The organism is Dactylosporangium sp. NPDC000521 (assembly GCF_042898305.1).
Classification (GTDB): Bacteria; Actinomycetota; Actinomycetes; order Mycobacteriales; family Micromonosporaceae; genus Dactylosporangium.
The window spans coordinates 134,232-159,104 of sequence record NZ_JBIAYW010000011.1 but is presented as its reverse complement, the minus strand read 5'-3'; the positions used below and the strand labels follow the sequence as shown (position 1 = coordinate 159,104).

Here is a 24,873-nt window from a genome sequence, read left to right as displayed (position 1 = left end):
CCTCCCGCTTCCGGCCCCGTGCTTTCGGCCTCCTACTTTCGGCCTCCCGCTTTCGGTCTCCTGCGTTCGGCGTCGTGATTGCAGGGCTGTGCTGCGGTGTGGCGCGGGTGGGCTGGGCTCAGGGCTTGCGGACCAGGAGTGCGCGGGTGGCGCGGTTGTATGCCGCCTTGACCTGTCTGCCGATCCGCGGCGGACTTGGCGTCGTCAGTGACGACCGTGATCGAGGCGGTGGCGTTGATGGCGGCGCCGGGCCGGTGTGCCGTGGTGGGTGGCGTTACCGCCGCAGGGCGCGTTCGTAGCAGACGGACAGGGTGGAGCCCGCGTAGACGCCGAAGAGCGGGATCTCGTGGTAGCCCTCGCGCTGGTAGAAGCGCTGGGCGTCGGGCTGCTCGGTGCCGGTCTCCAGGCGCAGCGTCGTCCAGCCGCGGGACAGGGCGGCGTCCTCCAGCGCGCGCAGGATCGCGGTCGCGACGCCGGTGCGGCGGGCGGCCGGGACCACGTACATCCGCTTGACCTCGGCGGAGGCCGGGTCGAGGCGCCGCAGCGCCCCGCAGCCGACCGGGCCGTCGCCTGCCGTCGCGACCAGGAACAGGTCGATGTCGTCGCCGGACGGTGGGCCGCCCGGCTCGTGGTCGTCGCTGCCGTAGCGGGCGTCGAGCTCGGCCCGCTGAGCGGCGCGCAGGGCGGCCCCGTCCGGGTCGTCCCAGGCGCGCTCCTCGATGATCCAGTCCGTCACGGGTGGTACCGTAACAGTTGTTACGAGGCGGATGGAGTGCGACGCGTGCCACATGAGGAGCGGTTGTCGAAGGCGGTCTGGGACGTCCTCGCGGAGCAGGGCCTGGAGCGGCTGACGATCCGGGCCGTGGCCGCCGCCGCGGGCTGCACGACCGGCCTCGTCATGCACCGGTTCCCCAACCGGCGGGCGCTGCTGCGGCACGCCCGGCAGCTGCTGCACGAGACGACCAAGGCCCGGGTCGAGAGCCTGGAGGCCGCCGCGAGCTCGCCGCGGGCCGCGCTGCGCGCGATCCTGCACCAGGGGCTCGCCCTCGACCCGCAGACCGTCGCGGAGAGCACCGTCTGGCTCGGGTTCCTCGCCGCGGCCGTCGCCGACGAGGAGCTCACCGACCTGCACCGGGTCAACAGCCGGGCGTGGCGGACCAGGGTCGGCCGGCTCGTCGAGGCGTGCGGCCCGGCGCAGGACCCGGCGACCGTCACCGTCGCGCTCGTCGCCATGGTGGAGGGCGCGGCGGCGTTCGCGGCGGCCGACCCGTCGGCGTATCCGCCGCTCGTACAGGAGGCGATGCTGGATCTTGTTCTTGCGGCGTTCGGCCTGGCGGAGGGCGGACGGCGTTAGCGCGGGCTCTTCCGGCGGATGGTGTACTCCAGGCGCAGGAACGGCAGCCCGAACACCGCGAACGCGTGCACGGCCCGCAGCTCGCCGTCCTCCACGTACACGTCGAGCTCCTCGGCGAAGCCGTGCACCGCCAGGGTCGTCAGGTCGCGGGTCTCCCCGTCGATGTGGCTCAGGTAGTGCCCGGTCTGCCCGTCGTGCGCGGAGCTGGTGAGGATCAGCCCGTTCTCGCGCCGCCGCGGCGCGAGCGTCGCCGTGAAGTTCGCCTGCGGCAACGGGAACCCGACGCTGACATAGCCGCGGCCCTCGTGCCGGTACGTCGTGTAGATGCCGACGTAGATCGGCTCGTCGGTGTCGGCGTAGCTGCGGATCCAGCCGCGGGTCTGCAGGCCGTCGCCGGCGGTGACGGTGTCGATGCGGCTGCGGACCCCGCGGAGCGCCTCCCGCTGGTTCATCGGCACGTTCGCCTGCCCGAGCGGCCGGGCGACGAGGTTGCGGTACAGCAGGTACCCGGGCCGCACCCACGTCCGCCAGCGGGGCACGATGTCGAGCGTGAACCGGGTCGTGTGCTCGTAGAACTCCCGCACGAGCGGCGGCACCGCCCCCGGGTCGAAGTCCGGGCCCGCGAGGACGTCGAGGCTCGCGACGATGCCGACGTCCGGCGCCGCCTCCTGGTACGTGCCGCCGGTCGCCTCGGCGAGGGCCCGCACGTAGCCGGTGCCCACGTAGCGGGTCCGCGCCTCGAGGGGCACGACGAACGGCAGCCGCTCCGACGGCACCCGCTCCGCGAGGAGGCTGACCTGCGCGTCCCGGAACACCAGCTGCGACACCGTCCGGAACGTCACGACGCTCGCCGCGGCGACCTGTGCCGCCGGCCGGCCGCGCATCGCGGCACCGACGGCGAGCCCGACCACCGGCCCGAGCGCCACCTTGTGCGGCCTGATGCCCATCGCCCCGGCCACCGCGCCGCTCGCGAGGCCCACCGCGAGCGGGCTCGCGCCGGCCTTCCCGGCCACCCACCCGACCGGCGCGGCGATCGCGCCGCTGGCCGCGACCCGCGACCACACCGCGGGAATCTCGCCCGGCCGCTGCCGGGCCCGCGCGAGCGCGTCGACGCCCGCCATGGCGCCGGCGCCCAGCACCGCCCCCGCGACCGCGCCGCGCCGCCCGCGGTGCGCACCGAGGGCCGCGCCGGCCAGCGCACCCATCGCCGCGGCGAACCCGATCCCCTGCGCCCGCTTCGCGTCCATGCCGTCTGTTGTACACGCGGACCGTCCCGTGGCGACGCCCGGTCGGCGGCCGCCGGCTGTGGTGCAAAATCATCTGATTTTTGAGAAATACCCACTTTGTCGGTCAGGTGCCATAACGTCCCGCTGGAGTGGATCAACCCAAGCGCACCAGGGACCAGGGGCATGATGTCGCCAAGGAACTTTCGATCGCATCGATTGGCGGCGGCGTGCGCCGTCGCGTCATTGCTGGCACTGACCGGGCTGTCCGCGCCCGCCTCGGCGGACCCCGGCGCCGGGCGCAGCCCTTCGTCACGGGCCGGCGCCGAGGCCCGCGACGGCAAGCCTGCCACCGGCGAGTCCAGCGGCAAGCCGGCCGCCGGCAGGTCCGGCAGCGCCGAGGCCGGCGACAAGGCGCGCGTCAAGACGGCCGACAAGACAGGCGGCAAGGCCGACGCCAAGACCGGCAGCGGCAAAAGCGCCAGGGCCGGCAGCAACGCGAGCGGCAGGGCCGGCGACAAGACCGGCAGCAACGCGAGCGGCAAGGCCGGCGACAAGGCGGGCAGCGGCAAGAGCGGGGCGGCGGGCAAGGGGCGTCCCAGCGCGTCGGCCGGCGCCGCCGGCCCGGCCGGGACGGCACGGTCAGGCTCGGCCGCCGCCAGTGCCTCCGCCGACGACAGGACCGTCCACGGGTTCGCGCGGACGCTCTCGACGCACGCGCGGCCGGCTGCTCCCGGGCTGAAGGTTCCGCCGGCTCCGCCCTGGCACGGCAAGAACAGCCTGGCATCCCCGGGGACGGCGACCGTGGAGGCCTCGCCGAGTCCCGGCGGGGCAGGCGATCCGATGGCACCGACCATCACCTCGGTCGTCGAGACCGCGACGACGTTCACGGTGACCTGGACCTCGGTCCCGGGTTCCACGGGGTACGTGGTGAGCGTCAACGGCAACGGCGTCCTCAGCTGCACGGTCAGCCCGTGCACGTTCTCCGACATGATCTTCCCCGGCGTCAACCAGGTGGTCGTGTACTCGTACATCTCCGGCACGCCCCGGGCCAGCGCCCCGTGGCTGGCTGAGCTGCAGCCCTCGGAGCCCGGCGCGCCGCAGGTGACGCCGTCCCGGACCGGCACGGCGATCACGATCGACTACGAGCCCGCCGCCGGCGAGACCGGCATCGACGCCTACGAGACGGAAGTGACGGTCTCCGGCAGCAACCCGGTGGTGACGGTGCCGTGCACCGTGGCCACCGCCACGTCCTGCACCATCGCCGGGCAGGCCGGCACGACCTACCAGGTCAAGGTCCGGGCCCACAACAGCGTCGGCTGGTCGCCCTTCGAGACCACCACGGTCACCGTCCCTCCGCTGCCCGCCGCGCCGACCGCGCAGGCCACGGTCAGCGGCACCACCGTCACGGTGACCTGGACCGAGGCGCCCGGCGCCACCGGGATCACCGGGCACACCGTCCTGGTCAACCGGACCGACGGCGGCAGCCCGGTCCCCGTGGCGTGCACCACGGTGCCGTCGGTCGAGGCCAACACCCCGCCCGGCTGGGTGAGCGGATCGTCGTGCACCGTCGCCGGCGTCGTGGGCGCCACGTACTCGGTCGAGGTCCGCAGCTACAACTCCACCGGCCCGTCGACGGCCGGCACCACCACGGCGGTCATCGCCGGCCCGCCCGCGGCGCCGGGCGTGACGACGTCCGTCGCCGGCAGCACGATCACCGTCAACTGGACGCCGGGCAGCGACGGTGGCGCGGCGATCACCAGCTACGTGGTGACGCTGGTGCCGCAGAGCGCCCCGACGGCGCCGACGCTGCCCTGCACCCCGCCGCTCGGCGCGCCGACGCCGGCGGTCAGCTGCACCGCGACCGGCATGCCGGGCCAGACGTACGACGTCGAGGTCGCCGCCGTGAACGTCGCCGGCACCTCCAACCCCGGCACGGCCACCGCCGCGGTCGCCGCGGTCGCTCCGGCCGCGCCGACGGTGACCGCCGCGGCGTCGGGCACCACGATCACCGTCAACTGGAGCCCGAACGGCACCGGCGGGGCGCCGATCAGCGCGTACCAGGTCACCGTGGCCCGGCAGGGCACCCCGGCCACCGCGCTGACCTGCACGCCCGCGTCCCCGACCGGCACGACCTGCAGCACCACGGGCGTGCCCGGCGCGACCTACGACGTCGCGGTCACGGCGCAGAACAGCGCCGGCGTCTCGGCCGGCGGCACCGCGACGGTGACCCTCGAGGCCGCGGCGCCGGCCGCGCCGGCGGTCAGCGCCTCGGTCGCCGGTGACCTGATCAAGGCGGACTGGACACCGGGGGAGACCGGCGGTGCGCCGATCCTGTCGTACACGGTGACGGTGACCCGCGCCAGCGGCGCCGGCCCGGCCTCGCCGGCGTGCGCCACCGCGTCGCCGCTCGCCACCACCTGCGGTTTCGCGGGCATCCCCGGCGCCGCTTACACCGTCTCGGTGGCCGCGGTCAACGCCAAGGGCGCCTCACCGGCCGGCACGGCGTCCGTGACGATGCCGGCGGTCACCGCCCCGGCCGTGACGGTCGTGCCCGGCGACACCACGATCGACGTGACGTGGACGGTGCCCGTGCCGGCCGCCGCGGTCACCGGGTACACCGTGACGGCGGCCCCCGCGACGGGCTCGCCGATCACCGCGACGATCGCCGGTGGCGCGACGACGAGCCACCGGCTGACCGGCGCGACCAACCAGGTCACCTACCAGGTGACGGTGGCCGCGACCGTGGCCGAGGGCGACGCGACGACCAGCGCACCGCTCGCGGTCACGCCGGCGGCACCCGTGACGGTGCCGGCGACCGTGCCGCCGACGGCCGTCGACGGCGTCCTCACCTCGAGCGCCGGCACGGCCCTGCCGAGCGCGGGCCAGCCGACGGTCCTGGTCGGCACCGGGTTCGCGCCGCGGACCTGGGTGCAGCTGCTGGTCTACTCCAGCCCGACCGCGCTGGGCACCGCCCTCACCGACGAGCACGGGGAGTTCAGCAAGCAGGTGACGGTCCCGGCCGGCATGTCCGGCGGGCACACGTTCGTCTCGATGGGCACGGACCCGTCCGGCACCCTGCGGGTGCTGAAGCTGGCGGTCACGGTCGGCGCCGCCCCGGCGGACGTCCAGGCGCCGGGCAGCGGCGGTGGCGGTCTGCCCGTCACCGGCCCGCCGGTCACGCTCCTGACGCTGGCCGCGCTCGCGCTGATCGCGGGCGGTGCCGCGACCCGGGTCGCGGGCAGCCAGGTGCTCGCCGAGCGGCTGCGGTTCCGCCGGCGTCGCTGACCGGGAAGCTGCCGGCCGGGCCCCGCCTCGTGGGGTCCGGCCGGCAGCCGATCCACCGCCGGACGGGCGCGTTCGACGGGCGTCAGTAGCGGGCCGCGTACGCGGTCGGGGGCTCGCCGAACATGGCGGTGAAGTCCCGGCTGAGGTGGGCCTGGTCGACGTACCCGAGGTCGGCGGCGAGCCCCGCCCAGTCGACCGGGGCGCCGGGTGCGGCGGCGAGGACGTCGGTCACCTCCTGCAGGCGGAAGCGGCGCAGCAGCCACTTCGGGCTGACGCCGACGTGTTCGGCGAAGAGGCGTTGCAGGTGCCGCACGCCCAGCCCGCACGCGACGGCGAGGTCGTCGACGCGGCGGAGGTCCGCAGTGGTGGCGGCGCGGCGTACACAGGCGGCGGCAGCGTCACCGGCGGGGTCGGGCGGGGGGAGCGCTTCGGCGAGGAAGGCGTCGATGGTCGCGCTGTCGCCGGGCGGCACGGCGGGGATGCCGGGGAAGACCTCCGTGGCGGGGACGGTGCGGTCGGTCAGGGAGCTCACGGGCGCGCCGAGGAACCGGCGGAACGTGCCCGGGACGAACGCGACGCCCTGGACGCCGCCGGTGCCGTGCAGGGTCCGGGTGAAGTGGCGCCGGTGGACGCCGCGGAGCAGGGGGGCGGCGTCGGTGGGGAACGTCAGCTGCACGCTCGGCGTCGGCGGGAGCAGCTGGCGGTAGTCGGGCTGGCCGGTCAGGTTCCAGGTCGCCCACCAGTACCGGGCGACGACCCCCTCCAGGGGCGGCGACGGCGGCGCGGTGCCGTGGCGCTGGAACGCCGACCACGCACCGCCCAGCTCCCTCGGGTCGCGCACCTCGCAAGGGTATCCGTCGTGTTTGTCCAAGACCGCGCGTGCCGCGGCGCCTACCGTGGCGCTGATGGAAGGACACCTGCTCATCGGTCTTGCCACGCCGGTGACCCTGAAGATCGTGGACGGCATCGACACCCTGGAGGCGGCGACGCCGTGCGCCGGGTGGGACGTCCAGGCGCTCGTCAACCACCTGCTGCACTGGGCGCCGGCCCTGACCGGCGCCGCCCGCAAGGAGGCCGTCGACCCGGGACCCGAACAGGACCGGACCGCCGGCGACTGGCGGACCCTGCTGCGCTCCCACCTGGAGTCGCTCGCCGCGGCCTGGAGCGATCCCGCGGCGTGGGAGGGCACCACCCGGATGGGCGGTCCGACGGACCTGCCCGCGGACATGGTCGGTGGCATGGTCCTCGGCGAGTTCGTGCTGCACGGCTGGGACCTCGCCCGCGCCACCGGCGCCGACCCGCACTGGGACGATGTCGTGGTGCTGCGGGTGTACGAGGAGGTCGCCCGCACCGCCGACATGGGGCGCCAGATGAACGTGTACGGCGCGGAGGTCCTCGTCCCGGCGGCCGCCCCGCCGCTGGCCCGCGCCCTGGGCCTCAGCGGCCGCGACCCGTCCTGGACCCCCTGACCGGACGACGCCGGACCATGGACGTCGCGCGATCACCCGACGAGTGCGTGGGTGGATCGCGCGACGTCCATCAGGAGCCGACGGGCCGCGACGGGTGGGACAGCGGATTCCTGAGCGGTGCGTGAAGGGCGCCGGGTCACGGAGCGGCGGGCGAGGGGCTCGGCGAGGTGGTGGTGTCGGACTCCGACGGGGGCGCGGACGGGGACGCGGACGCCGACGGCGAGGCCGAAGCGGACGGTGACGCGGAGGCCGACGGGGATGCCGAGACCGACGCCGACGGGGACGCGGAGGCCGACGCGGACGGGCTGGCCGGGGGAGAGGTCGAGGGCTTCGCCGACGTCGGCCTGGTCGCCGGTGGGCGGGTCGTCGGCTGGGTGTGCGGAGGCGTCGTCCCCGGGGCTGGTGGGGCGGGTGCCTGGGTCGTGACGGTGGGGGCGGGGCTCGCGCCCGCGGTGGCGGTCTGCAGCTGGCCGGTCGAGGGCGGCGTGCCCTCCGCCTGGGGCTGGCCGAGCGCGGCGACCGTGGCGAGCGACACGACCCCGGCGATGGCCGAGCCGACGAGGGCCCGGAACGCCCAGCGCCGGCCGCGGCCGGCCGCGGTTGCGGCGGCGCGCGGCGGCGGTGCGGTGCGGGCCGAGCGCAGGTCGACGAGGGTCACGTCGTTGAGGTGGGCGGTGGAGCGGGACTGCGCGCCGAACGGCAGCCGCGGCAGCGAGATCCGGGTGTGCGCCGCCGAGCGGGCGCCGGGCCGCGTCCCGGACCGCCCGTCAGTGAGGGCCGCGGCCGGTGGCGTGGCGGTCCGGACGGCCGTGGCGTCGCGGCGCAGGCGGACCGGCGGGAACGCGCGGGGCAGCGCCGACAGGCCGCGGACCGAGAACGGCAGGACGGAGAAGGGCAGGCCCGGCGACCGGTGGGCCGGTGACAGCGGCGGACCGCCGGCCGCGGTGGTCTCGTCGGCGGCGGACATGGTGTACCAGGCGGGCAGGTCGACCCTGGTGCCGGCGATGCGGGCGAAGCCGAGCGCCGCCTCGTCGCTGCCGGGGCGCAGCGCGGGGTCGGGGTCCGTGCACCGCTCGATGAGCGCCGCCAGCGCGGCGGCACCGGAGCCGGCAGCAGAGCCCGGGAAACCAGGGGAGCCGAGCGCGACAGTGGTGGGGTCGAGCGCGGACGCGAGGAGGGCGCCCAGGGCGTGCACGTCGAGGCTCACGTCGTGCGGGTCGTCGCCGCGGCGGTCGGTGAAGCCGAACACCTTCGCGCCGACGCCGGTGAGGGCGACCTTCGCGGCGGTGAGCGCGCCGTGCGTGACCCATTGGCCGTGGGCGTGGGCGAGGGCGGCGCCGACCTCCGCGCCGGTCTGGGCGGCCTCGAGGACGGTGAGCGGGCCGTGCCGGAGCCGGTCGGCGACCGTGACGCCGTCGATGAACTCCATGACCACGTACGGCACCTCGCCCCGCGAGGGCAGCTCGACGGTCCCGACGTCGTAGACGGCGGCGACGTTGGCGTGGGTGAGGCGCGCGGCGGCGCGGCCCTCGGCGAGGAACACCTCGGCGAGCTCGGCGCGGTCGGCGCGCAGCAGACGGACCGCGACCTGGCGGCGCAGGAGCTCGTCGTGCCCCTCCCAGACCTCGCTGGTGGAGCCCGCACCGATCAGCCGCTCGAGCCGATACCGGCGTTGCAGCATCATCGCGCCCGGGGGTTCCTCACTGCTCGCCGGATGGTCAGCTCCAGTATGCCGACTCACCACGTCAAACGTCCCGATGAGACCGGAACGTTGTCAGATCTGACCCTTCCGGCGCCGGCGTGAGGCGCCGGCCGAAGCGGCGGGCGACGAAGCGGCGGACGAAGCGGACGAAGCAGGCGAAGCGGCGGGCGACGAAACAGGCGAAGCGGCGAACTGGTCGACCACCGTGCACGCGTCGGCGACCGGGTCGTGCTCGTCCACCCGGGTCGCGGCCCTGCGCAGCAGCGCCCGGAACAGCTCCCGCTCCGCCTCGTCGAGCGCGCTGAGCACCCGTGACTCGACGTGCGCCAGCTTGCCCTGCAGCTCACACATCGTGGCCCGGCCCGCGTCGGTGGCCACGATCCGCCGGGCGCGCCGGTCGGCGGGGTCGGGCCGCCGCTCGATGAGGCCCGCCTGCTCCAGGTCGTCCAGCAGGTACGTCATGACGGTCCGGTCGATGCCGAGCTTGTTCGCGAGGGCGAGCTGCGTGCCCTCGGCGCCGGAGACGGCGGCCGTGAGGACCTGGTAGCCGCGGGGCCCTCCCGGGACGCCGGCGATCACGTGCCCGGCCCCCTTCGCGTAGGCGCGCAGCATGACGCCCAGCGCCCAGCCGAGGTCCGACTGGAGCTCGTCGCGAACCTCCGGCGCCTGCGTCATGCAGCAATGATAAGCAGCTCACTCACTCTTGCGGGAAGATGTTCTGCTGTGCAGACTATCTGCACAGAAGCGAAAGCACTGATGGGGAGTCAGAAGATGCACCTGTTCCGTCTCGACGCCAGCATCCGCACCACCGGATCGGTCAGCCGCGCCCTCGCGGACACCGCCGAGCGGGCCTGGCTGGCCGAGCACCCCGGCGCCACCGTGACCCGGCGCGACCTCGGTGCCCACCCGCTGCCGTCCGACGCGTGGACCTCCCTGGCCCGCGCCGCCGTCGACCCGGCCGCTCCGGCCCCCGCCGACGAGGCCCGCGACCTGGTGGACCGGCTCGCCGAGGAGCTGCTCGGCGCCGACGCGTTCATCTTCGCGGTCCCGCTGTACAACTGGAACCTCCCGGCGCAGGTCAAGGCCTGGATCGACCTGGTCGTGCTGCACCCCCGGCTCGGCGTGGGCGGGGACCAGCCGCTGCGCGGCAAGCCCGCGGTGCTCGCGCTGAGCCGTGGCGGCGGCTACGGGCCCGGCGCCCCGAAGGAGGGCTGGGACCACGTCACGCCCTACCTGCGCCGGCTGCTCGGCGAGGTCTTCGGCCTCGACCTGCACGTCGCCGAGGCCGAGCTGACCCTCGCCGACGTGACCCCCGCGATGGCACCGCTGCGAGGGCTGGCCGCCGAGTCGCTGAAGAAGGGGCACGAGCAGGCGGCGGCGCACGGTGTACGGGTGGCCGAGCTGATCAGAGCCTGAACGGCCGCGACGGGCGGCTACATGGGGGGCAGGTTGCCCGTGACCTCGATGGCGGTCGTGATCAGCGACTGCAGCCGGGCGGTGAGGGCGAGCAGCAGCTGGTGGGCGGCCGGGCCGGAGTGTGCGGCCGCCTCCCGGAGCGTGTCGAGGTCGAGCTGCAGCTGCGACAGCTGGCCCGGCAGGTCGCCCTTCCCCGGCCCGAGGGCGCCCGCCATCTCGGCGAGGCTGACCCCGTTGGCCTCCAGGGCCCTGATCGCGGCGATCCGGTCGACGCAGTCCGGGGCGTAGAGCCGGAAGTTGCCCGCGGTGCGGTCGGCCGGCTCGATCAGGCCGAGCCCGGTGTAGAAGTCCACCGTGCGGGTGGACACGCCGGACAGGTGTGCGAGCTCCCCGATCCGCAGCAGTTTGGACACCACTCAACCCTACAGTCTCGCGTGTTAGTCTCCGCGAATGGTCTTCAAGAGCCTGAAGCGCGCGCTCGGCGTCGGTGGCCCGACGGTCGACACCGTCCTGGCCGGTCCGGACGTGCAGCCCGGCGGGTATGTGCAGGGCCAGGTCCGGTTCGCCGGCGGCGACCACGAGGTCGAGATCGAGCGGATCGTCGTGGCGCTGCAGACGCGCGTCGAGGTCGAGGGCGCCGACAGCGAATACGACGCGACGGTCGAGTTCCAGCGCCAGCAGCTCACCGGCGGGTTCCGCCTCGGGCCGGGGCAGCAGCACGCGGTGCCGTTCCAGCTGCCGATCCCCTGGGAGACGCCGATCACGCACATGTACGGGCAGCGCCTGCACGGCATGACGATGGGCGTGCGCACCGAGCTCGAGGTCGCCAGGGCCATCGACAAGGGCGACCTCGACCCGATCAACGTGCACCCGTTGCCGGTGCAGGGCGCCATCCTGGACGCGTTCGGGCAGCTCGGCTTCCGGTTCAAGGCCGCCGACCTGGAGCGTGGGCACATCCACGGCGTGCACCAGACGCTGCCGTTCTACCAGGAGATCGAGTTCTACGCCGCGCAGCAGTACGCGAGCCGCATCAACGAGGTCGAGGTCACCTTCGTGACAGACCCGCACGGCACGCAGGTCATCATCGAGTTCGACAAGCGCGGCGGGATCTTCACCGAGGGGCACGACTCGATCAGCCGGTTCCAGGTCGGGCACGCGCAGGCCGCGGCGGTCAACTGGCCCGCCGAGGTCAGCAACTGGATCCAGCAGGCGACGCAGCGGCGGGGCTGGCATTTCTGAAAGCAAGCCACCGCCCGGTACCGTTAGCGGCACGTCAAACTTGACCGTCGGACACGGGAGGCCCGGGGATGCGTGAGCTCGTCGTCGTTGGTGTGCGGGCGCAGACCTGGCAGAGCCGTCCGATGGTGCTGCTCAAGGACGAGCGGACCGGCCGCCACCTGCAGTTCGCGGTCGAGGGTGGCCCGCGGGACATGGTCGAGCCGGTCAGCGCGGAGCTGTTCCAGCGGGCGCTGACCGCGCTGCGCGCCCCGCTGCGCGCGGTCGAGGTCGTCGCCGCGCAGGGCCCGTTCCAGCTGGTCCTCGGCGACGGGATCCGGGTGCCGGCGGCGCCGCTGGAGGCGATCGGCCTCGCCCGCCACTGGCGGGTGCCGATCGTGGCGAGCGAGGAGCTGCTCGCCCAGGCGTCCGTCGACGCCCCGGAGGGCGCCACGCAGCCGCTCGATCTGACCGCGCACATGGAGAAGCTGCCGTCGGGCCGCGCGACGCTGCTGATCCGCAAGGGCGCCGAGGCCGGCGCCGAGTTCGCCCTCGACGGCGAGATCTGCCGCTGCGGCCGCGACTCCGCCAACCAGATCGTCCTCGACGACAACACGGTCTCCCGCAAGCACGTCGAGTTTCACCGTAACCCGAGCGGCTTCGGCTATTCGACGCTCGACCTGGGCAGCCTCAACGGCACGTATGTCAACGGCGAGCGCGTCAAGAGCGCCACGCTGAAGGACGGCGACGAGGTCCAGGTCGGCAAGTTCACGCTGTCGTACCAGCTGCGCTGATCCCGCCGGCCCCGCCGCGGGCACGCCGCGGCGGGGTCCGCACGCCCTACCAGGCGGACGGGTTGTAGTCCTTCAGGAAGCAGCCGTAGAGGTCCTCGCCCTGCTCGCCGCGCACGATCGGGTCGTACACGCGCGCGGCGCCGTCGGTGAGGTCGAGCGGGGCGTGGAAGCCCTCCTCGTGCAGGCGCATCTTCGTCGGGTGCGGCCGCTCGTCGGTGATCCAGCCGGTGTCCACCGCGGTCATCAGGATGCCCTCGGTCAGCATCTCCTCCGCGCTGGTGCGCGTCAGCATGTTGAGCGCGGCCTTCGCCATGTTGGTGTGCGGGTGGCCGGGCCCCTTGTAGCGGCGGCTGAACTGGCCTTCCATGGCCGACACGTTCACCACGTACTTGCGGCGGGCCGGCGCCGCGGCCATGGCCGGGCGCAGCCGGCTGACGAGGATGAACGGCGCCGTCACGTTGCACAGCTGCACCTCGAGCAGCTCGAGGGGGTCGACCTCGTGCACCCGCTGGGTCCAGCTGTTGATCGAGGCGAGGTCCGGCACCAGCCCGCCGGCGTCGATCGCGGTCAGCGCGGCGACCTTCTCCGCCGTGGTGTTGCGGCTGGTCAGGGCCAGGGCCGTGAGCGCGTCCGGCGGGATGAGCGGCGACGCGCCGGCCTCCAGGGTCAGCTCCGCGTGCGGGTCGGCCTTGTGGAACGTCAGCATCTCCGGGATCGGGCCGTCCAGCTCGACCGGCGTGGACTCCGCCGCGACGAGGTGGGAGTAGGAGCCGGGCGCCCGCTTCACGGTCTGCGCGGCGTTGTTGATGAGGATGTCGAGCGGGCCCTGCGCGGCGACGTCGTCGGCGAGCGCGACGACCTGAGCCGGGTCGCGCAGGTCGATGCCGATGATCCGCAGCCGGTGCAGCCAGTCGGCGCTGTCGGGCATCGCCGCGAATCGGCGCACCGCGTCGTTCGGGAACCGGGTCGTGATCGTCGTGTGGGCGCCGTCGCGCAGCAGGCGCAGCGCGATGTACATGCCGATCTTCGCCCGGCCGCCGGTCAGCAGCGCCCGCCGGCCGGTGAGGTCGGTGCGGGCGTCGCGGCGCTGCCGGTTGAGCCGCGCGCAGTCCGGGCAGAGCTGGTGGTAGAACGCGTCGACGTCGACGTACCGGTTCTTGCAGGTGTAGCAGGACCTCGGCCGCAGCAGCCGGCCCGCGGTCGCGCCGATGGTCGGCGACACCAGGGCGATGCCCTGCGTCTCGTCGTCGATGCGGCCGGGCGCCCCGGTCGCGGTGGCCGCCGTCACGATGCGGTCGTTCTCGGTGATGGCCGCGCGGCGGTCGCTGCGCCGCTGGCGTTTGACGCTCTTGTACAGGTGGGACGTCGCCCTGCGCACCCGCACCACGTCCGGGTGGTCCGGTGGGAGGTCGTCGAGCTCCTCGAAGACGGCGAGGCAGATCGCGAGCCGCTCGGGGTCGATCCCGGGCCCGAACGGCACGCCTTCGCTGTCCACCGGGACGCTCGTGCTGCCGAACGGGGCGTCCTCGCTGCTGAACGGGGCGCCCGCCGGAGCGTCGGCGGTGCCGCGGGGCATGGCTTCCTCCGGAGCGTGGGCGGGGGAGTGGCCGGCCCTCGGAGCAGGGGCGGAGGTGAGAGTGGGGTCGTGCGGGGTCACCCCGGAACTGTACGCGAAACGTCGAACGGGCCCGGGTGGCGCCATTGCCGCCCCGGACCCGCCGCTGCCGCGACGTCCCCCGTCCCCCGTTGCATTCAACCGGTGGCCGTCGCGCTGCTTTCGACATTAACCAGTAAACCCGATTTTCCGGCTATTTCGGACAAATCAGGGCGTCTCCGCCCGAACGTGTTCAGCGGGCGCCGGATCGCCGCCCGTGCGGAGGCTTCTGGCCAGCGGCACCAGCAGCGGCGCGGCCAGCGCGATGACCAGCGGCGACAGGAGAAACCCGATCCGCGGCCCGGTCGTCGCGTCGAGGATCGCGCCGTCCACGGCGGCGCCCGCGGCCGCGCCGACCGAGAACGCCGTCGCCACCCACGCGAACGCCTCCGCCGCCGTGCCCGCCGGCGCGATCCGGTCCACGGTGACGAACGTCGCGGCGAGGAACGGCGGCAGGAACAGCCCCGACAGGACGGCGAGGAGCAGCAGCAGGACCGGCTGGGACGGCGTCAGCAGCAGCGGCGCGTACCCGAGCCCCAGGCACAGCGCGAGCAGCGGCAGCCGCCGCCCGTCGACCTTCACCCGGGTGTTGACGAGCCCGCCGATGAGCGCACCGGTCGCCTGCGCCGCCAGGATCCAGCTCGACCAGCCACGGCCACCGACCGACTCCGCGTAGTCGATCACCGCGACGGGGAGACTGCCGACACCCGTACCGACGAGGACGACGGCGACCAGCAGCAGCCGCAGCCGGCCCGAGCGCAGCGCCCCGGCCCAGTGCCGCTCCGCGTGCTCACCGCGCCACCCGCGCACCACCGGGGTCGTCACGAACCACACGGTCCCGGCCAGCTGCAAGCCCGCCGTCACGTAGAGGCCCGCGACGGGACCGCCGGCGGCGACGGACGCGCCGGCGACCAGCGGGCCGAAGATGAAGATGAGCTCCTGCACCGCGATGTCCAGCGTGTACGCGGTCGGCACCTGCTCCTCCGGCAGCAGCGACCGCCACAACACCCGCAGGCCCGCCTCGAACGGCGGCGCGCCCAGCCCCGCCAGGAGCGCCGCGACCAGCGCCGCCCACAGCGGCACCCCCGACGCGAGCAGCACGAACCCGGCGGTCGACACGGCGGCGCCGGCCAGCATCACCGGCGGCTGCCGGAACCGGTCGGCGACGCGGGCGAGGACCGGCCCGCCGACCGCGACCCCCGCCGTGTAGACGCCGACGAGCGCGCCGGCCGCGCCGATCGACAGCGTCTCCCGGGCGAACAGCAGCAGCGCGACCGGCGCGGCGCCGAGCGGCAGCCGGCCGAGCGTGCTCGCGGCGAGGACTCTGGCGACCTGGGCGGTCCGTAGCACGACGGTGAGCATGCCAGCGATCATGCGCGCCCGGCGTGACCCGGGTCGAGCTGGGTATCGCGGTGTGACGCTCACGACGGAGGCACCGATGGCACCTTTCGAGGCACCCGCTGCGGCACCGCACATCGTGGTGGTCGGCGGCGGGTTCGCCGGCTTCCACGCGGCCCGGCGGCTGACCCGGCTGACCCGCGGGCGGGCGCGGATCACGCTGCTCAACCCGACGGACTACTTCCTGTACCTGCCGCTGCTGCCGGAGGTGGCGGCCGGCGTCCTGGAACCCCGTCGGGTGGCGGTGTCGCTGCCCGCCGCGCTGCCGGGGGTGCGGGTCGTGCTCGGCAACGCCACGCACATCGATCCGCGGCTGCGCACGGTCCACTACGAGGACGGCGCCGAACGGACCCGGCAGCTCACGTACGACCGGCTGGTCATCACGGTGGGGAGCGTCAACAAGCTCCTGCCGATCCCCGGCATCGCCGAGCACGCGCACGGCTTCCGCGGCATCCCGGAGGCGCTGTACCTGCGCGACCACCTGATCCGGCAGGTCGAGCTCGCCGCCACCGCCGACGACCCGGCGGAGCGCGCGGCCCGGCTGACGTTCGTCGTGGTCGGCGCCGGCTACACCGGCACCGAGGTCGCCGCGCACTGCCGGCTCGCCGTCGCGGACATCGTGCGCCACCAGCCGTCCCTCGCCGGCACCCAGGTGCGCTGGCTGCTGCTGGACACCGCGTCCCGGGTGCTGCCGGAGCTGTCGCCGCGCCTCTCCGGCACCGCCGACCGGGTCCTGCGCGCCCGCGGCGTCGAGGTGCTCACCGGCTGCTCCGTCGCCTCCGCCTCGTCGGACCGGGTCCAGCTCAGCGACGGGCGGGTCGTGCCGACCCGCACCCTCATCTGGTGCGTCGGGGTCCGCCCCGACCCGCTCGTCGAGGACCTCGAGCTGCGCACCGAGCAGGGGCGGCTCGTCGTCGACGAGCACCTGACGGTGCCCGGGTTCCCGGACGTCTTCGCCTGCGGGGACGCCGCCGCCGTGCCGGACCTGACCCGCCCCGGCTCGCTGACCCCGATGACCGCGCAGCACGCCGTCCGGCAGGGCGCCCTCGCCGCGCACAACGTGGTCGCGTCGTTCGGGATCGGGAGGCGCCGGCGGTACAAGCACCACGACCTCGGCTTCCTGGTCGACCTCGGCGGCCCGGACGCCGCGGCGAACCCGCTGCGGGTCCCGCTGTCCGGCCTGCCCGCCAAGGCCGTCACCCGGGCCTACCACCTGCTGTCCCTGCCCGGGAACCGCGCCCGGGTCGCCGCCGACTGGCTCCTCGCCTCGCACCGGCCCGCCGTCGGCCTCGGCCTCGCCGCCCCCGTCTCGCTTAACGACGCCATAAATACGCGTTAGGCGAGATTTGCAAATCGCAGAAGGGCTCGTTAAGCGCACCTCCGATACGTTTCTCCGCACCTGCTCGACAATGGTGTGGAAGGAAATTGGCGATGCGTAGATCCGTGCTGTATCCGCTGGTCGCACTGGGTGCGACGGCCGGCACTCTGTGGTTCGGCTCGCCCGCTTCGGCGCACGGATACGTGTCCTCACCGCCGAGCCGGCAGGCGCTGTGCGCGCAGAAGAAGGTCGCCGACTGCGGTCCCATTCAGTACGAGCCGCAGAGCGTCGAAGGCCCGAAGGGGCAGAAGAACTGCAACGGCGGCAAGCCCGAGTTCGCGGTGCTCGACGACAACAGCCGCAACTGGCCCGCCACGCAGGTCGGCACCTCGGTCACCTTCAACTGGGTCCTGACCGCCCGGCACTCCACCAGCACGTGGGACTACTTCATCGGCAACACCCGCATCGCGCAGTTCAACGACGGCGGCAAGCAGCCGAACGCGACCGTGTCGCACCAGGTGAGCCTCGCCGGGTACTCGGGCCGGCAGACGGTCCTGGCCGTGTGGAACATCGCCGACACGGTGAACGCGTTCTACAACTGCATCGACCTGCAGATCGGCTCCGGCGGCGGCTCCACGCCCACACCCACGCCCACCGCCACCGCCACCGCTTCGCCCAGGCCCACGGCCACCGCCACCGCCACCGCTTCTCCGAAGCCGACCGCGACGGCCACCACCTCGAAGCCGCCCACCACCACGCCCGCACCGGGTGGAGCCGCCTGGGCCGCCGGCGTCACCTACCACGTCGGTGACGTCGTCACGTACGACGGCCGCAAGTACCAGTGCCGCCAGGCCCACACCGCGATCTACAGCTGGGAGCCGATCTACACGCTCGCGCTCTGGCTGCCGGTGTGACCGCCGTGACGCGTATCCGCACCGCCGTCGCGCTGCTGGTCGGCGCCGCGCTCCTGCTCACCGGCTGCAAGGACGTCAACCAGCCCGCGGCCGGCCCCCAGCGGGGTGCCGCCGCCGCGCCGCAGGGCGTCGCCGCCGTCGCCGAAGGCCCGCACAACGCCTACGACGTGCTGTTCCTGCAGATGATGATCGGCCACCAGCGGCAGGGCCTGGAGATGCTGAAGCTCGGCAAGGCCAAGGGCGTCCGCGAGGACGTCGTCAACCTCGCCGGCGCCATCGACGTCGTCGAGGCCGAGGAGGTCGACCGCATGAAGGGCTGGCTCACCGGCTGGAACGAGAAGGCCACGGGCAGCGACGACCACAGCAGCCACGCCGCGCACGGCGGTCAGCCCGCCACCGGCGAGGAGGAGATCAAGGCCCTGCGGGACGCGTCCGGCGCCGACTTCGAGACCAAGTTCCTCAACCTGCTGATCGCCCACCAGCACAACGCGGTCGAGATGGCGCAGCAGCTGAAGGCGAACGGTCAGAACAGCACCGTCAAGCAGTTCGCGGAGCGTATCGAGCTGTCCCGCACGCAGCAGATCAGCCAGATGCTGGCACTCGTCAGCGGCTGACATGTTCCAACCGGCCGGACGAGGGGAATCACTCCCTCGTCCGGTCTTTCCTGCCGCATGAGGTGAACGAGATGCCCTCCGATGCCATGAGCCGCTGCCCCGTCTGCGGCGCGCGCGTCCACGTCAACGCCGGCTCCCCGACCCCGGCCCACCAGCCCGACGGCGTCACCGGCGCCGCCAGCCAGTGCGCCGGCACCGGCCAGCCCTCCCGTTGACCTTTCCGGGTGACCCGCGTTCAGCAGGCTTTTCACCCGTTTTGTGGCGCTGTCGCCGCCGGTACCGGCGGCACGATCATCGACATGTTGCACCTCGACCCTGACAGCGTCCTCGTCACCACCGCCGCCGAGCTCCAGACGCGCCACCTCGAACGCGACCCCGACGACCCGGCGCGCTGCGGCGCCTGCGGCGCCCTCCTGCCCTGCCCCGTCGAGGCCGCCGCGGCGCTCGTCTGCCGAGCCGGCGGCCTCTGGCTCGAGGGCGACACCCTCGTCGACGCCCTGGAACCCCCCACCCAGCTCCTCGCCATCCTCCCCGCCCCCGTCATCTGACGCCGGGCCCGCCACCGCCGGGCGCCGTGGTCCGGGCGCCGTGGTCCGGGCGCGCAGCCGGGGCGCCGTGGTGTGGGTGATTTGTCGCGGCCTGGCGCCGTGGTCCCGGGTGGTTTGTCGCGGCGGGGGCGTCGTGGTCCCGGGTGGTTTGTCGCGGCCGGGGCGTCGTGGTCCCGGGTGGTTCGTCGCGGGCGGGCGTCGTGGTGCGGGTGGTTGCCGTGGGGGCGTAGGGTGGCTGACGATGTTCGCGCTGCGCACCAGGCTCGCCGGTGCCGTCGCGGTGGTGGCGCTCGACGCCGCCGGCTGCGGCGGCGACCCCGCCCCCTCGACCGCCCCGCCGCCCCCGGCCGCGTCCGAGTCACCCGGCCGCCAGCTGGCATCCGGTCCGCAGTCCTCGCAGGCAGCCGCGCCGAGCGCCGGCGCCACCGCGGGCGCCGCCGCCGGGCAGCCGGTCAAGCACGCGTTCCCGGTCGAGGGCAAGGCGTCCTACGCGAGGACCCACCACGACTACCCGGCCAGCGACATCATCGCCGCCTGCGGCCTCACCGCCGTCTCCCCGGTCGACGGCACCGTCCTGGAGGTGACCCGCACCGACACCTACCAGGCGAAGGTCAACGACGGCGCCACCCGCGGCGGCCTCTCCGTCTCCATCCTCGGCGGCGACGGCATCCGCTACTACATGTCCCACTTCTCCACGATCGACCAGGGCATCGAGGCCGGCACCACGGTCAAGGCGGGCCAGCCGGTGGCCAAGGTCGGCCGTACCGGCGACGCCAGCGCCTGCCACATCCACTTCGGCATCTCCCCGGCCTGCCAGAAGACCACCGACTGGTGGACCCGCCGCGGCGTGATCTGGCCCTGGTCCTACCTCGACGCCTGGAAAGCCGGCACCGAGAAGTCCCCGGTGGCCGACGTGGAGCAGTGGCAACAACAACACGGCTGCCCGACCAAACCCCTGGTCAACCCGTAACCCCGGCCACGTTCGCGAGGACCTTCGTTCCCCCTGCCTCGCGGCAGTCGTCGCCGGACACCGGAGACCGCCGACATGGGCTAGCGAGTGGGTGACGTGCGCGGCTGCCAGGCCCCCGCCCGATGCTCTGACGTGGGCGGACCGGCCTGAGTGGGTGCCGTGGGGCGAGCGGTGTGGGCGAGCCGGCGGTGCGGGAGCCGGTCGCAGGAGTGGCGTCGAGGGTGTCTTCGGGACGAGTCCGCCCGGGCAGATTCAGGTTGTGGAGGATGCCCGCGCGAACGGCTCCGGCTGCAGGTGCGGACGTGGGTGGTGTCCAGGACGCCGACCAGCCAGCCAGCGCGACCGACGCAGACGGCACAGGCAGGCGGCGCGCGGGCGGCACGGTCGGGCAGTGCGCGGGCGGCACGGTCGGGCGGCACGGTCGGGCAGCACAGACGGGTGAAGCGGGCGGGCGGTAAGGACGGGCGGCACAGGCGGTACGGGCGGGCGGGCGCCCCGGCGGGCGGCACGGACGGGCGGGCGCACCGGCGGGCGGCGCGGGCGGTACGGGCGGGCGGGCGCACCGGCGGGCGGCGCGGCGGGCGGCACGGACGGGCGGGCGCACCGGCGGGCGGTACGGGCGGGCGGGCGCCCCGGCGGGCGGCGGGCGGGCAGCACGGTCGGGCAGCACAGACGGGTGGGGCGGGCGGGCGGTAAGGACGGGCGGCACAGGCGGTACGGGCGGGGCGGGCGCACCGGCGGGCGGCGCGGCGGGCGGCGCGGGCGGTATGGGCGGGCGCACCGGCGGGCGGCGCGGGTGGTACAGGCGGGCGGGCGCACGGCGGGCGGCGCGGCGGTCGGGCAGCACAGACGGCGGCGCAGACGGGTGGGTGGCACGGGCGGACGGCACGGGTGGGTGGCGCAGGCGGGTGGCTCAGCGGGCGGCCGCCGGAACGGCACGGGGTGGGGACGGCGCGGAGCGGGAGCACCGTAGGAGTCGGCTGGGGGAGTGGCGCTGAGGGTGGCTTCGGCAGGACGTTGCCCGGGAGCAGGATCAGGTTGCGGAGGTTGCCTGGCATAGAGGGTCGCCGAGCGGGAAGGGGGCTCCCGGAAGCAGGCGTGGACGTGGCGGCGCCCGGGACGCCGGCCAGGCAGACCGCGCCCGTGATTCCGCTGTTCAGGACCACACCCCGGCACGAGGCGTGCTGGACCCACGAGCGGCACCGCAGAGGGGCCGGGTGGGCTGGCCGTGGGGGGTCAGTCGTAGCAGAGGCAGAACGGGTGGCCGGACGGGTCGCTGTAGACGCGGAAGCCTGCCTCCTTGGTCGAGAGCAGCGTGGCGCCCATGCGCAGGACCTTGGACTCCGTGGCGTCGATGTCGTCGACCTGGATGTCGAGGTGGATCTGCTGGGGGAAGTTGGGGTCGGGCCACAGTGGCGGGCGGAAGTCGGGGGCGTGCTGGAAGCTGAGCTTCGTCGTGCCGTCGCCGATGTCGACCCAGTCGCCGTCGACGCGGGTGAGCGGCAGGTCGAGCAGCTCGGAGTAGAACCGGGCGAGGGCGTGCGGGTCAGGGGAGTCGAACACCACCGTGGTGAGTTTCGCCGTCATGCCTCCATCGTGCCCGACGGGTATGACAAGAAACCCTGAGCTTGGATCGCCGTGATGGCGACGGTGTTGACGATGTCCTTGACCGTGGCGCCGCGGGACAGGTCGTTGACGGGTTTGCGCAGGCCCTGCATGACGGGGCCGACGGCGACGGCGCCGGCGGAGCGCTGGACGGCCTTGTAGGTGTTGTTGCCGGTGTTGAGGTCGGGGAACACGAACACGGTCGCCTGGCCGGCGACGGTGCTGCCGGGGAGTTTGGTGGCGGCGACGGAGGGGTCGATCGCGGCGTCGTACTGGATGGGCCCCTCGACCGGAAGGTCCGGGCGGCGGGAGCGGACGAGCGAGGTCGCGGAGGCCACCTTCGTCACGTCGGCGCCGGCGCCGGACGTCCCGGTCGAGTACGACAGCATCGCCACGCGCGGGTCGATGCCGAACCGGGCGGCGGTCGAGGCCGACGACAAGGCGATGTCGGCCAGCTGCTCGGCGTCGGGGTCCGGGTTGACGGCGCAGTCGCCGTACACCAGCACACGATCCGGCAGGAGCATGAAGAAGACACTGGAGGCGACGCTCAGGCCTGGCACCGTCTTGATGATCTCGAACGCGGGCCGGATCGTGGCGGCGGTGGTGTGCGTCGCGCCCGAGACCATGCCGTCGGCGAGCCCGAGGTGGACCATCATCGTGCCGAAGTAGCTGACGTCGCGGACCACGTCCCGGGCCAGGTCCAGCGTTACACCCTTATGTGCCCGTAAATCCGCGTAAACCGGGGCGAAACGCTCCAGGAGCGGGGACGTCGCGGGGTCGATCACCGCGGCGTCCGAAATGTCCAGGCCCAGGTCCCGTGCCTTCGCGCCGATCACCGAAGGGTCACCCAGCAGCGTCAGCGAGGCCGCGCCGCGGCGCAGCAGGATGTCCGCCGCCCGCAGGATCCGCTCCTCCGTCCCCTCCGGCAGGACCACGTGCCGCTTCGCGGCCCGCGCGCGGTCGATCAGGTCGTACTCGAACATCAGCGGCGTCACGCGCGTCGACGCCGTCAGCTCCAGGGCCGCCTCCAGGGCCGCGGTGTCCACGTTCGACTCGAACGCCCCGAGCGCCGCCGCCACCTTCCGCGGGTTGTCCGGGCCGAGCCGGTGCTCCATCCGCGTCGAGGCCGCGATCGTGTCGTAGCTCGCCGCCGGTACCGACAACACAGCGAGACCGGTGTTGAGCCGCTCGAACAGGGCGAGCGCCACCGGGTCGGGCGCGATCCCGAGCGTGAGCACGATCCCGGCGAGCGGCACGGTCCCCGACGCGTGCGCGGCGGCCGCGGCGACGAGCAGGTCGGCCCGGTCGCCGGGGGTGATCAGCAGGCAGTTGGCGGTCAGGTGGTCGAGCACGGTCGGCACCTGCGCGGCGCCGACGACGTAGTCGAGCACGTCACGCTCGAGCGACGCGGGGCCGGCGCTGACGATGGTCGCGCCGAGCGACGCGGCGACCTCCGCGACCGTCGGCGCCGCGACCGTCGCCACGTTCGGGATCGTGTAGCAGGGCACGGGCAGCGCCGGCGGCTTCTCGGACGACTTGTTCACCACGATCGCGGCGACGGTGGCGTCGAGCTCGACCAGCCCGTGGTACGCCTGCCGCGCCACCGACGCGACCGTGTCGGCGTCCAGGCCGGCGCCGTTGACGACGGCGACCACGACCGCGCCGAACTCGTTGGCCAGGCGGGCGTTGAGCGCGAGGGTCGGCGACGGCTCGTCGTCGAGGTCGCTGCCGATGACGACCACGGCGTCGTGGTCGCGGGCGATCGGCCGGAACCGCTCCACGATCCGCCCCACGAGGCCTTCGCCGTCGCCCGCGGACAGCATCCCAGCGGCCTCGGCCGCGGTGACGCCGAAGAGCTCCTGCTGGTCGCTGCCGATGTGGTACCGCTCGCGCAACAGCCTCAGGGTCGTGTCCTTCGTCGTCCCGTCGACGAACGGGCGGAACACCCCGATCCTGGGCACCTTCCGCGACAGCAGCTCGGCGAGGCCGAGCGCCACGGCGGACTTGCCGGAGCCGGGTCCGTGTTCGACCAGGTACACGATGCGAGCCACACCGCTAGTCTGCCTCTCATGATCCTCGTGCTCAACAGCGGCTCGTCGTCGGTGAAGTTTCGCGTCGTCGACCTGACCGACCCGGCCGCGGGGGCGCGCGGCCTGGTCGAGCGCATCGGCGAGCCCGGCGGCGTGGCCGACCACGCGGCCGCCCTCGCCGAGATCCTCGGCGGGCTCGACCCCGCCGGCATCACCGCGGTCGGGCACCGGGTCGTGCACGGCGGCTCGACGTTCACCGCGCCCGCCCTCGTCGACGACGCGATGCTGAAGGTACTGCGGGAGCTCACGCCGCTCGCGCCCCTGCACAACCCCGGTGGCATCGCGGGCATCGAGGCGGCCCGCGCGGCGCTGCCCGGCGTGCCGCACGTCGCGGTGTTCGACACGGCGTTCCACGCCTCCCTGCCCATGGAGGCGCGCACGTACGCCCTGGACCGGGACCTCGCTCTTCGCTTCGGGATCCGGCGGTACGGCTTCCACGGCACCTCGTGCGACATCGTGTCCCGGCGTACCGCGGCGCTGCTCGGCCGCCCGCTCGCCGCGCTGAACATGATCGTGCTGCACCTCGGCAACGGCGCCAGCGCCACGGCGATCCGGGGCGGCCGCAGCGTCGAGACGTCGATGGGCCTCACCCCGCTCGAAGGTCTCGTGATGGGCACCCGCTCCGGCGACGTCGACCCGGCGGTCCTTTCGTACCTGCACCGTGCCGCCGGCCTCTCCGCCGCCGAAGCGGAGGAGCAGCTACAGCGCCACGGCGGCCTGCGCGGCCTCGCCGGCGCCAACGACATGCGCACGGTCCTTGCCCGGCGCGCCGAAGGCGACCCCGACGCGTCGCTGGCCTTCGACGTGTACTGCCACCGCATCCGCAAGTACGTGGGTGCCTACCACGCGGTGCTGGGCCGGCTCGACGCGATCACCTTCACCGCCGGCGTCGGCGAGCACGCGGCCCCGGTCCGCGCCGCGTCCCTGGACGGCCTGTCGACGTGGGGCATCACGGTCGACCCGGCCCGCAACGCCGCCCACGAACCGGTGATCTCCCCGGACGGCGCCCGCGTGGCGGTCTGCGTCGTGCCCACCGACGAGGAGCTCACCATCGCCGAACAGACCCACGCCGTCACCGCCTGAAACCGCCGGCCACCGCTTGCGTGACAAGTGCAAGGTCGATTAGGTGTGGTGGGTTATGGTGCTTTGAGAAGCGGAGCGGGCACCCCAGGACCGGTCCGAGCGACGCTCCGGCGCATGTCAGCCACGTCGGCCAGGCCTGGCCGGTCAGGTTCCGGCCCGGTCCCATCGCCACACACGGGCGCGCCCGCGGCAGCAGCGATCGCGCCCGCGGCAGCGGA

The 24,873-nt window shown here is 74.1% G+C and carries 23 protein-coding genes; 13 read left to right on the top strand and 10 right to left on the bottom strand.

Annotated elements, in window-relative coordinates:
* Nucleotides 1–274 precede the first annotated feature (274 nt).
* Nucleotides 275–736 carry a GNAT family N-acetyltransferase gene (locus ACFY3L_RS33070; RefSeq protein WP_389332981.1) on the bottom strand — a complete coding sequence of 154 codons (462 nt, stop codon included), beginning with the start codon at nt 734–736 and terminating at the stop codon, nt 275–277.
* A gap of 45 nt (nt 737–781) precedes the next feature.
* Here ACFY3L_RS33070 and ACFY3L_RS33065 point away from each other — a divergent pair, with 45 nt between their 5' ends.
* Nucleotides 782–1,354: a TetR/AcrR family transcriptional regulator gene (locus ACFY3L_RS33065; RefSeq protein WP_389332978.1), complete on the top strand. Its 573-nt coding sequence runs from the start codon at nt 782–784 to the stop codon at nt 1,352–1,354.
* Here the strand turns inward: ACFY3L_RS33065 and ACFY3L_RS33060 are convergent.
* Complete coding sequence (locus ACFY3L_RS33060) at nt 1,351–2,601, bottom strand: hypothetical protein (protein ID WP_389332975.1); 1,251 nt, start codon at nt 2,599–2,601, stop codon at nt 1,351–1,353. The genes ACFY3L_RS33065 and ACFY3L_RS33060 overlap by 4 nt on opposite strands.
* Before the next feature lie 222 nt (nt 2,602–2,823).
* Here ACFY3L_RS33060 and ACFY3L_RS33055 point away from each other — a divergent pair, with 222 nt between their 5' ends.
* Nucleotides 2,824–5,865: a fibronectin type III domain-containing protein gene (locus tag ACFY3L_RS33055; protein WP_389332972.1), complete on the top strand. Its 3,042-nt coding sequence runs from the start codon at nt 2,824–2,826 to the stop codon at nt 5,863–5,865.
* An 82-nt stretch (nt 5,866–5,947) separates the two neighbouring features.
* Here the strand turns inward: ACFY3L_RS33055 and ACFY3L_RS33050 are convergent, their stop codons facing one another.
* Entirely contained in the window at nt 5,948–6,706 is a 759-nt protein-coding gene (locus ACFY3L_RS33050) for a DUF6597 domain-containing transcriptional factor (RefSeq protein WP_389332969.1), read from the bottom strand.
* 64 nt (nt 6,707–6,770) lie between these two features.
* Between ACFY3L_RS33050 and ACFY3L_RS33045 the strand changes: the two genes are divergently transcribed.
* The gene (locus ACFY3L_RS33045; protein WP_389332966.1) at nt 6,771–7,334 is read left to right on the top strand and encodes a TIGR03086 family metal-binding protein; all 564 of its coding nucleotides are present in this window, start codon (nt 6,771–6,773) and stop codon (nt 7,332–7,334) included.
* Between the two features lie 136 nt (nt 7,335–7,470).
* Here ACFY3L_RS33045 and ACFY3L_RS33040 read toward each other — a convergent pair whose 3' ends face one another.
* Nucleotides 7,471–9,018 (bottom strand): hypothetical protein, encoded by a 1,548-nt coding sequence (locus ACFY3L_RS33040; protein WP_389332963.1) that lies wholly within the window; start codon nt 9,016–9,018, stop codon nt 7,471–7,473.
* 90 nt (nt 9,019–9,108) lie between these two features.
* A complete protein-coding gene (locus ACFY3L_RS33035) occupies nt 9,109–9,711 on the bottom strand; it encodes a MarR family winged helix-turn-helix transcriptional regulator (RefSeq protein ID WP_389332960.1) in 603 nt (200 codons plus the stop codon).
* A 96-nt stretch (nt 9,712–9,807) separates the two neighbouring features.
* Here ACFY3L_RS33035 and ACFY3L_RS33030 point away from each other — a divergent pair, with 96 nt between their 5' ends.
* Nucleotides 9,808–10,452, top strand: coding sequence for an FMN-dependent NADH-azoreductase (locus tag ACFY3L_RS33030; protein WP_389332957.1), 645 nt, complete (start codon nt 9,808–9,810; stop codon nt 10,450–10,452).
* Nucleotides 10,453–10,469: 17 nt separating this feature from the next.
* Here the strand turns inward: ACFY3L_RS33030 and ACFY3L_RS33025 are convergent, their stop codons facing one another.
* Nucleotides 10,470–10,865 carry a MerR family transcriptional regulator gene (locus ACFY3L_RS33025; protein WP_389332954.1) on the bottom strand — a complete coding sequence of 132 codons (396 nt, stop codon included), beginning with the start codon at nt 10,863–10,865 and terminating at the stop codon, nt 10,470–10,472.
* A gap of 37 nt (nt 10,866–10,902) precedes the next feature.
* On the opposite strand from ACFY3L_RS33025, the gene ACFY3L_RS33020 reads away from it, so the two are divergent.
* A complete protein-coding gene (locus ACFY3L_RS33020; protein WP_389332951.1) occupies nt 10,903–11,691 on the top strand; it encodes a sporulation protein in 789 nt (262 codons plus the stop codon).
* Between the two features lie 68 nt (nt 11,692–11,759).
* Nucleotides 11,760–12,461 (top strand): FHA domain-containing protein, encoded by a 702-nt coding sequence (locus ACFY3L_RS33015; protein ID WP_389332948.1) that lies wholly within the window; start codon nt 11,760–11,762, stop codon nt 12,459–12,461.
* Nucleotides 12,462–12,507: 46 nt separating this feature from the next.
* Here the strand turns inward: ACFY3L_RS33015 and ACFY3L_RS33010 are convergent, their stop codons facing one another.
* Together ACFY3L_RS33010 and ACFY3L_RS33005 are read right to left on the bottom strand one after the other, a co-directional pair.
* Nucleotides 12,508–14,037, bottom strand: a complete 1,530-nt coding sequence (locus tag ACFY3L_RS33010; protein ID WP_389333510.1) for an SDR family NAD(P)-dependent oxidoreductase — start codon at nt 14,035–14,037, stop codon at nt 12,508–12,510.
* Between the two features lie 246 nt (nt 14,038–14,283).
* Complete coding sequence (locus ACFY3L_RS33005) at nt 14,284–15,477, bottom strand: MFS transporter (protein ID WP_389332945.1); 1,194 nt, start codon at nt 15,475–15,477, stop codon at nt 14,284–14,286.
* A 76-nt stretch (nt 15,478–15,553) separates the two neighbouring features.
* Between ACFY3L_RS33005 and ACFY3L_RS33000 the strand changes: the two genes are divergently transcribed.
* The 6 genes from ACFY3L_RS33000 (at nt 15,554) to ACFY3L_RS32975 (ending at nt 19,877) form a co-directional block, all read left to right on the top strand.
* Nucleotides 15,554–16,852: an NAD(P)/FAD-dependent oxidoreductase gene (locus tag ACFY3L_RS33000; protein ID WP_389332942.1), complete on the top strand. Its 1,299-nt coding sequence runs from the start codon at nt 15,554–15,556 to the stop codon at nt 16,850–16,852.
* A gap of 86 nt (nt 16,853–16,938) precedes the next feature.
* Nucleotides 16,939–17,745 (top strand): lytic polysaccharide monooxygenase, encoded by an 807-nt coding sequence (locus tag ACFY3L_RS32995; RefSeq protein ID WP_389332939.1) that lies wholly within the window; start codon nt 16,939–16,941, stop codon nt 17,743–17,745.
* 5 nt (nt 17,746–17,750) lie between these two features.
* Nucleotides 17,751–18,359, top strand: a complete 609-nt coding sequence (locus tag ACFY3L_RS32990; RefSeq protein WP_389332936.1) for a DUF305 domain-containing protein — start codon at nt 17,751–17,753, stop codon at nt 18,357–18,359.
* Between the two features lie 71 nt (nt 18,360–18,430).
* Nucleotides 18,431–18,574: a hypothetical protein gene (locus ACFY3L_RS32985; RefSeq protein WP_389332933.1), complete on the top strand. Its 144-nt coding sequence runs from the start codon at nt 18,431–18,433 to the stop codon at nt 18,572–18,574.
* An 84-nt stretch (nt 18,575–18,658) separates the two neighbouring features.
* Nucleotides 18,659–18,907, top strand: a complete 249-nt coding sequence (locus ACFY3L_RS32980) for a hypothetical protein (RefSeq protein ID WP_389332930.1) — start codon at nt 18,659–18,661, stop codon at nt 18,905–18,907.
* A gap of 241 nt (nt 18,908–19,148) precedes the next feature.
* A complete protein-coding gene (locus ACFY3L_RS32975; RefSeq protein ID WP_389332928.1) occupies nt 19,149–19,877 on the top strand; it encodes a M23 family metallopeptidase in 729 nt (242 codons plus the stop codon).
* 1,236 nt (nt 19,878–21,113) lie between these two features.
* Here the strand turns inward: ACFY3L_RS32975 and ACFY3L_RS32970 are convergent.
* Both ACFY3L_RS32970 and pta read right to left on the bottom strand, forming a co-directional pair.
* Nucleotides 21,114–21,464: a VOC family protein gene (locus ACFY3L_RS32970; protein ID WP_389332925.1), complete on the bottom strand. Its 351-nt coding sequence runs from the start codon at nt 21,462–21,464 to the stop codon at nt 21,114–21,116.
* Complete coding sequence (gene pta, locus ACFY3L_RS32965) at nt 21,461–23,533, bottom strand: phosphate acetyltransferase (protein ID WP_389332922.1); 2,073 nt, start codon at nt 23,531–23,533, stop codon at nt 21,461–21,463. The genes ACFY3L_RS32970 and pta overlap by 4 nt, the downstream gene beginning before the upstream one ends.
* Nucleotides 23,534–23,551: 18 nt before the next feature.
* Between pta and ACFY3L_RS32960 the strand changes: the two genes are divergently transcribed.
* Entirely contained in the window at nt 23,552–24,655 is a 1,104-nt protein-coding gene (locus ACFY3L_RS32960; protein WP_389332919.1) for an acetate/propionate family kinase, read from the top strand.
* Nucleotides 24,656–24,873: the final 218 nt, after the last annotated feature.

Bases quoted from the DNA above. Each gene is read 5' to 3' on its own strand.
- ACFY3L_RS33060 (WP_389332975.1), bottom strand. From the start codon at position 2,601: ATGGACGCGAAGCGGGCGCAGGGGATCGGGTTCGCCGCGGCGATGGGT.
- ACFY3L_RS32970 (WP_389332925.1), bottom strand. From the start codon at position 21,464: ATGACGGCGAAACTCACCACGGTGGTGTTCGACTCCCCTGACCCGCAC.
- ACFY3L_RS32960 (WP_389332919.1), top strand. From the start codon at position 23,552: ATGATCCTCGTGCTCAACAGCGGCTCGTCGTCGGTGAAGTTTCGCGTC.
- ACFY3L_RS32985 (WP_389332933.1), top strand. From the start codon at position 18,431: ATGCCCTCCGATGCCATGAGCCGCTGCCCCGTCTGCGGCGCGCGCGTC.
- ACFY3L_RS33030 (WP_389332957.1), top strand. From the start codon at position 9,808: ATGCACCTGTTCCGTCTCGACGCCAGCATCCGCACCACCGGATCGGTC.
- ACFY3L_RS33035 (WP_389332960.1), bottom strand. From the start codon at position 9,711: ATGACGCAGGCGCCGGAGGTTCGCGACGAGCTCCAGTCGGACCTCGGC.
- ACFY3L_RS33045 (WP_389332966.1), top strand. From the start codon at position 6,771: ATGGAAGGACACCTGCTCATCGGTCTTGCCACGCCGGTGACCCTGAAG.
- ACFY3L_RS32980 (WP_389332930.1), top strand. From the start codon at position 18,659: ATGTTGCACCTCGACCCTGACAGCGTCCTCGTCACCACCGCCGCCGAG.
- ACFY3L_RS33015 (WP_389332948.1), top strand. From the start codon at position 11,760: ATGCGTGAGCTCGTCGTCGTTGGTGTGCGGGCGCAGACCTGGCAGAGC.
- ACFY3L_RS33010 (WP_389333510.1), bottom strand. From the start codon at position 14,037: ATGCCCCGCGGCACCGCCGACGCTCCGGCGGGCGCCCCGTTCAGCAGC.
- ACFY3L_RS33020 (WP_389332951.1), top strand. From the start codon at position 10,903: ATGGTCTTCAAGAGCCTGAAGCGCGCGCTCGGCGTCGGTGGCCCGACG.
- ACFY3L_RS33040 (WP_389332963.1), bottom strand. From the start codon at position 9,018: ATGATGCTGCAACGCCGGTATCGGCTCGAGCGGCTGATCGGTGCGGGC.
- ACFY3L_RS33000 (WP_389332942.1), top strand. From the start codon at position 15,554: ATGGCACCTTTCGAGGCACCCGCTGCGGCACCGCACATCGTGGTGGTC.
- ACFY3L_RS33005 (WP_389332945.1), bottom strand. From the start codon at position 15,477: ATGCTCACCGTCGTGCTACGGACCGCCCAGGTCGCCAGAGTCCTCGCC.
- ACFY3L_RS32975 (WP_389332928.1), top strand. From the start codon at position 19,149: ATGTTCGCGCTGCGCACCAGGCTCGCCGGTGCCGTCGCGGTGGTGGCG.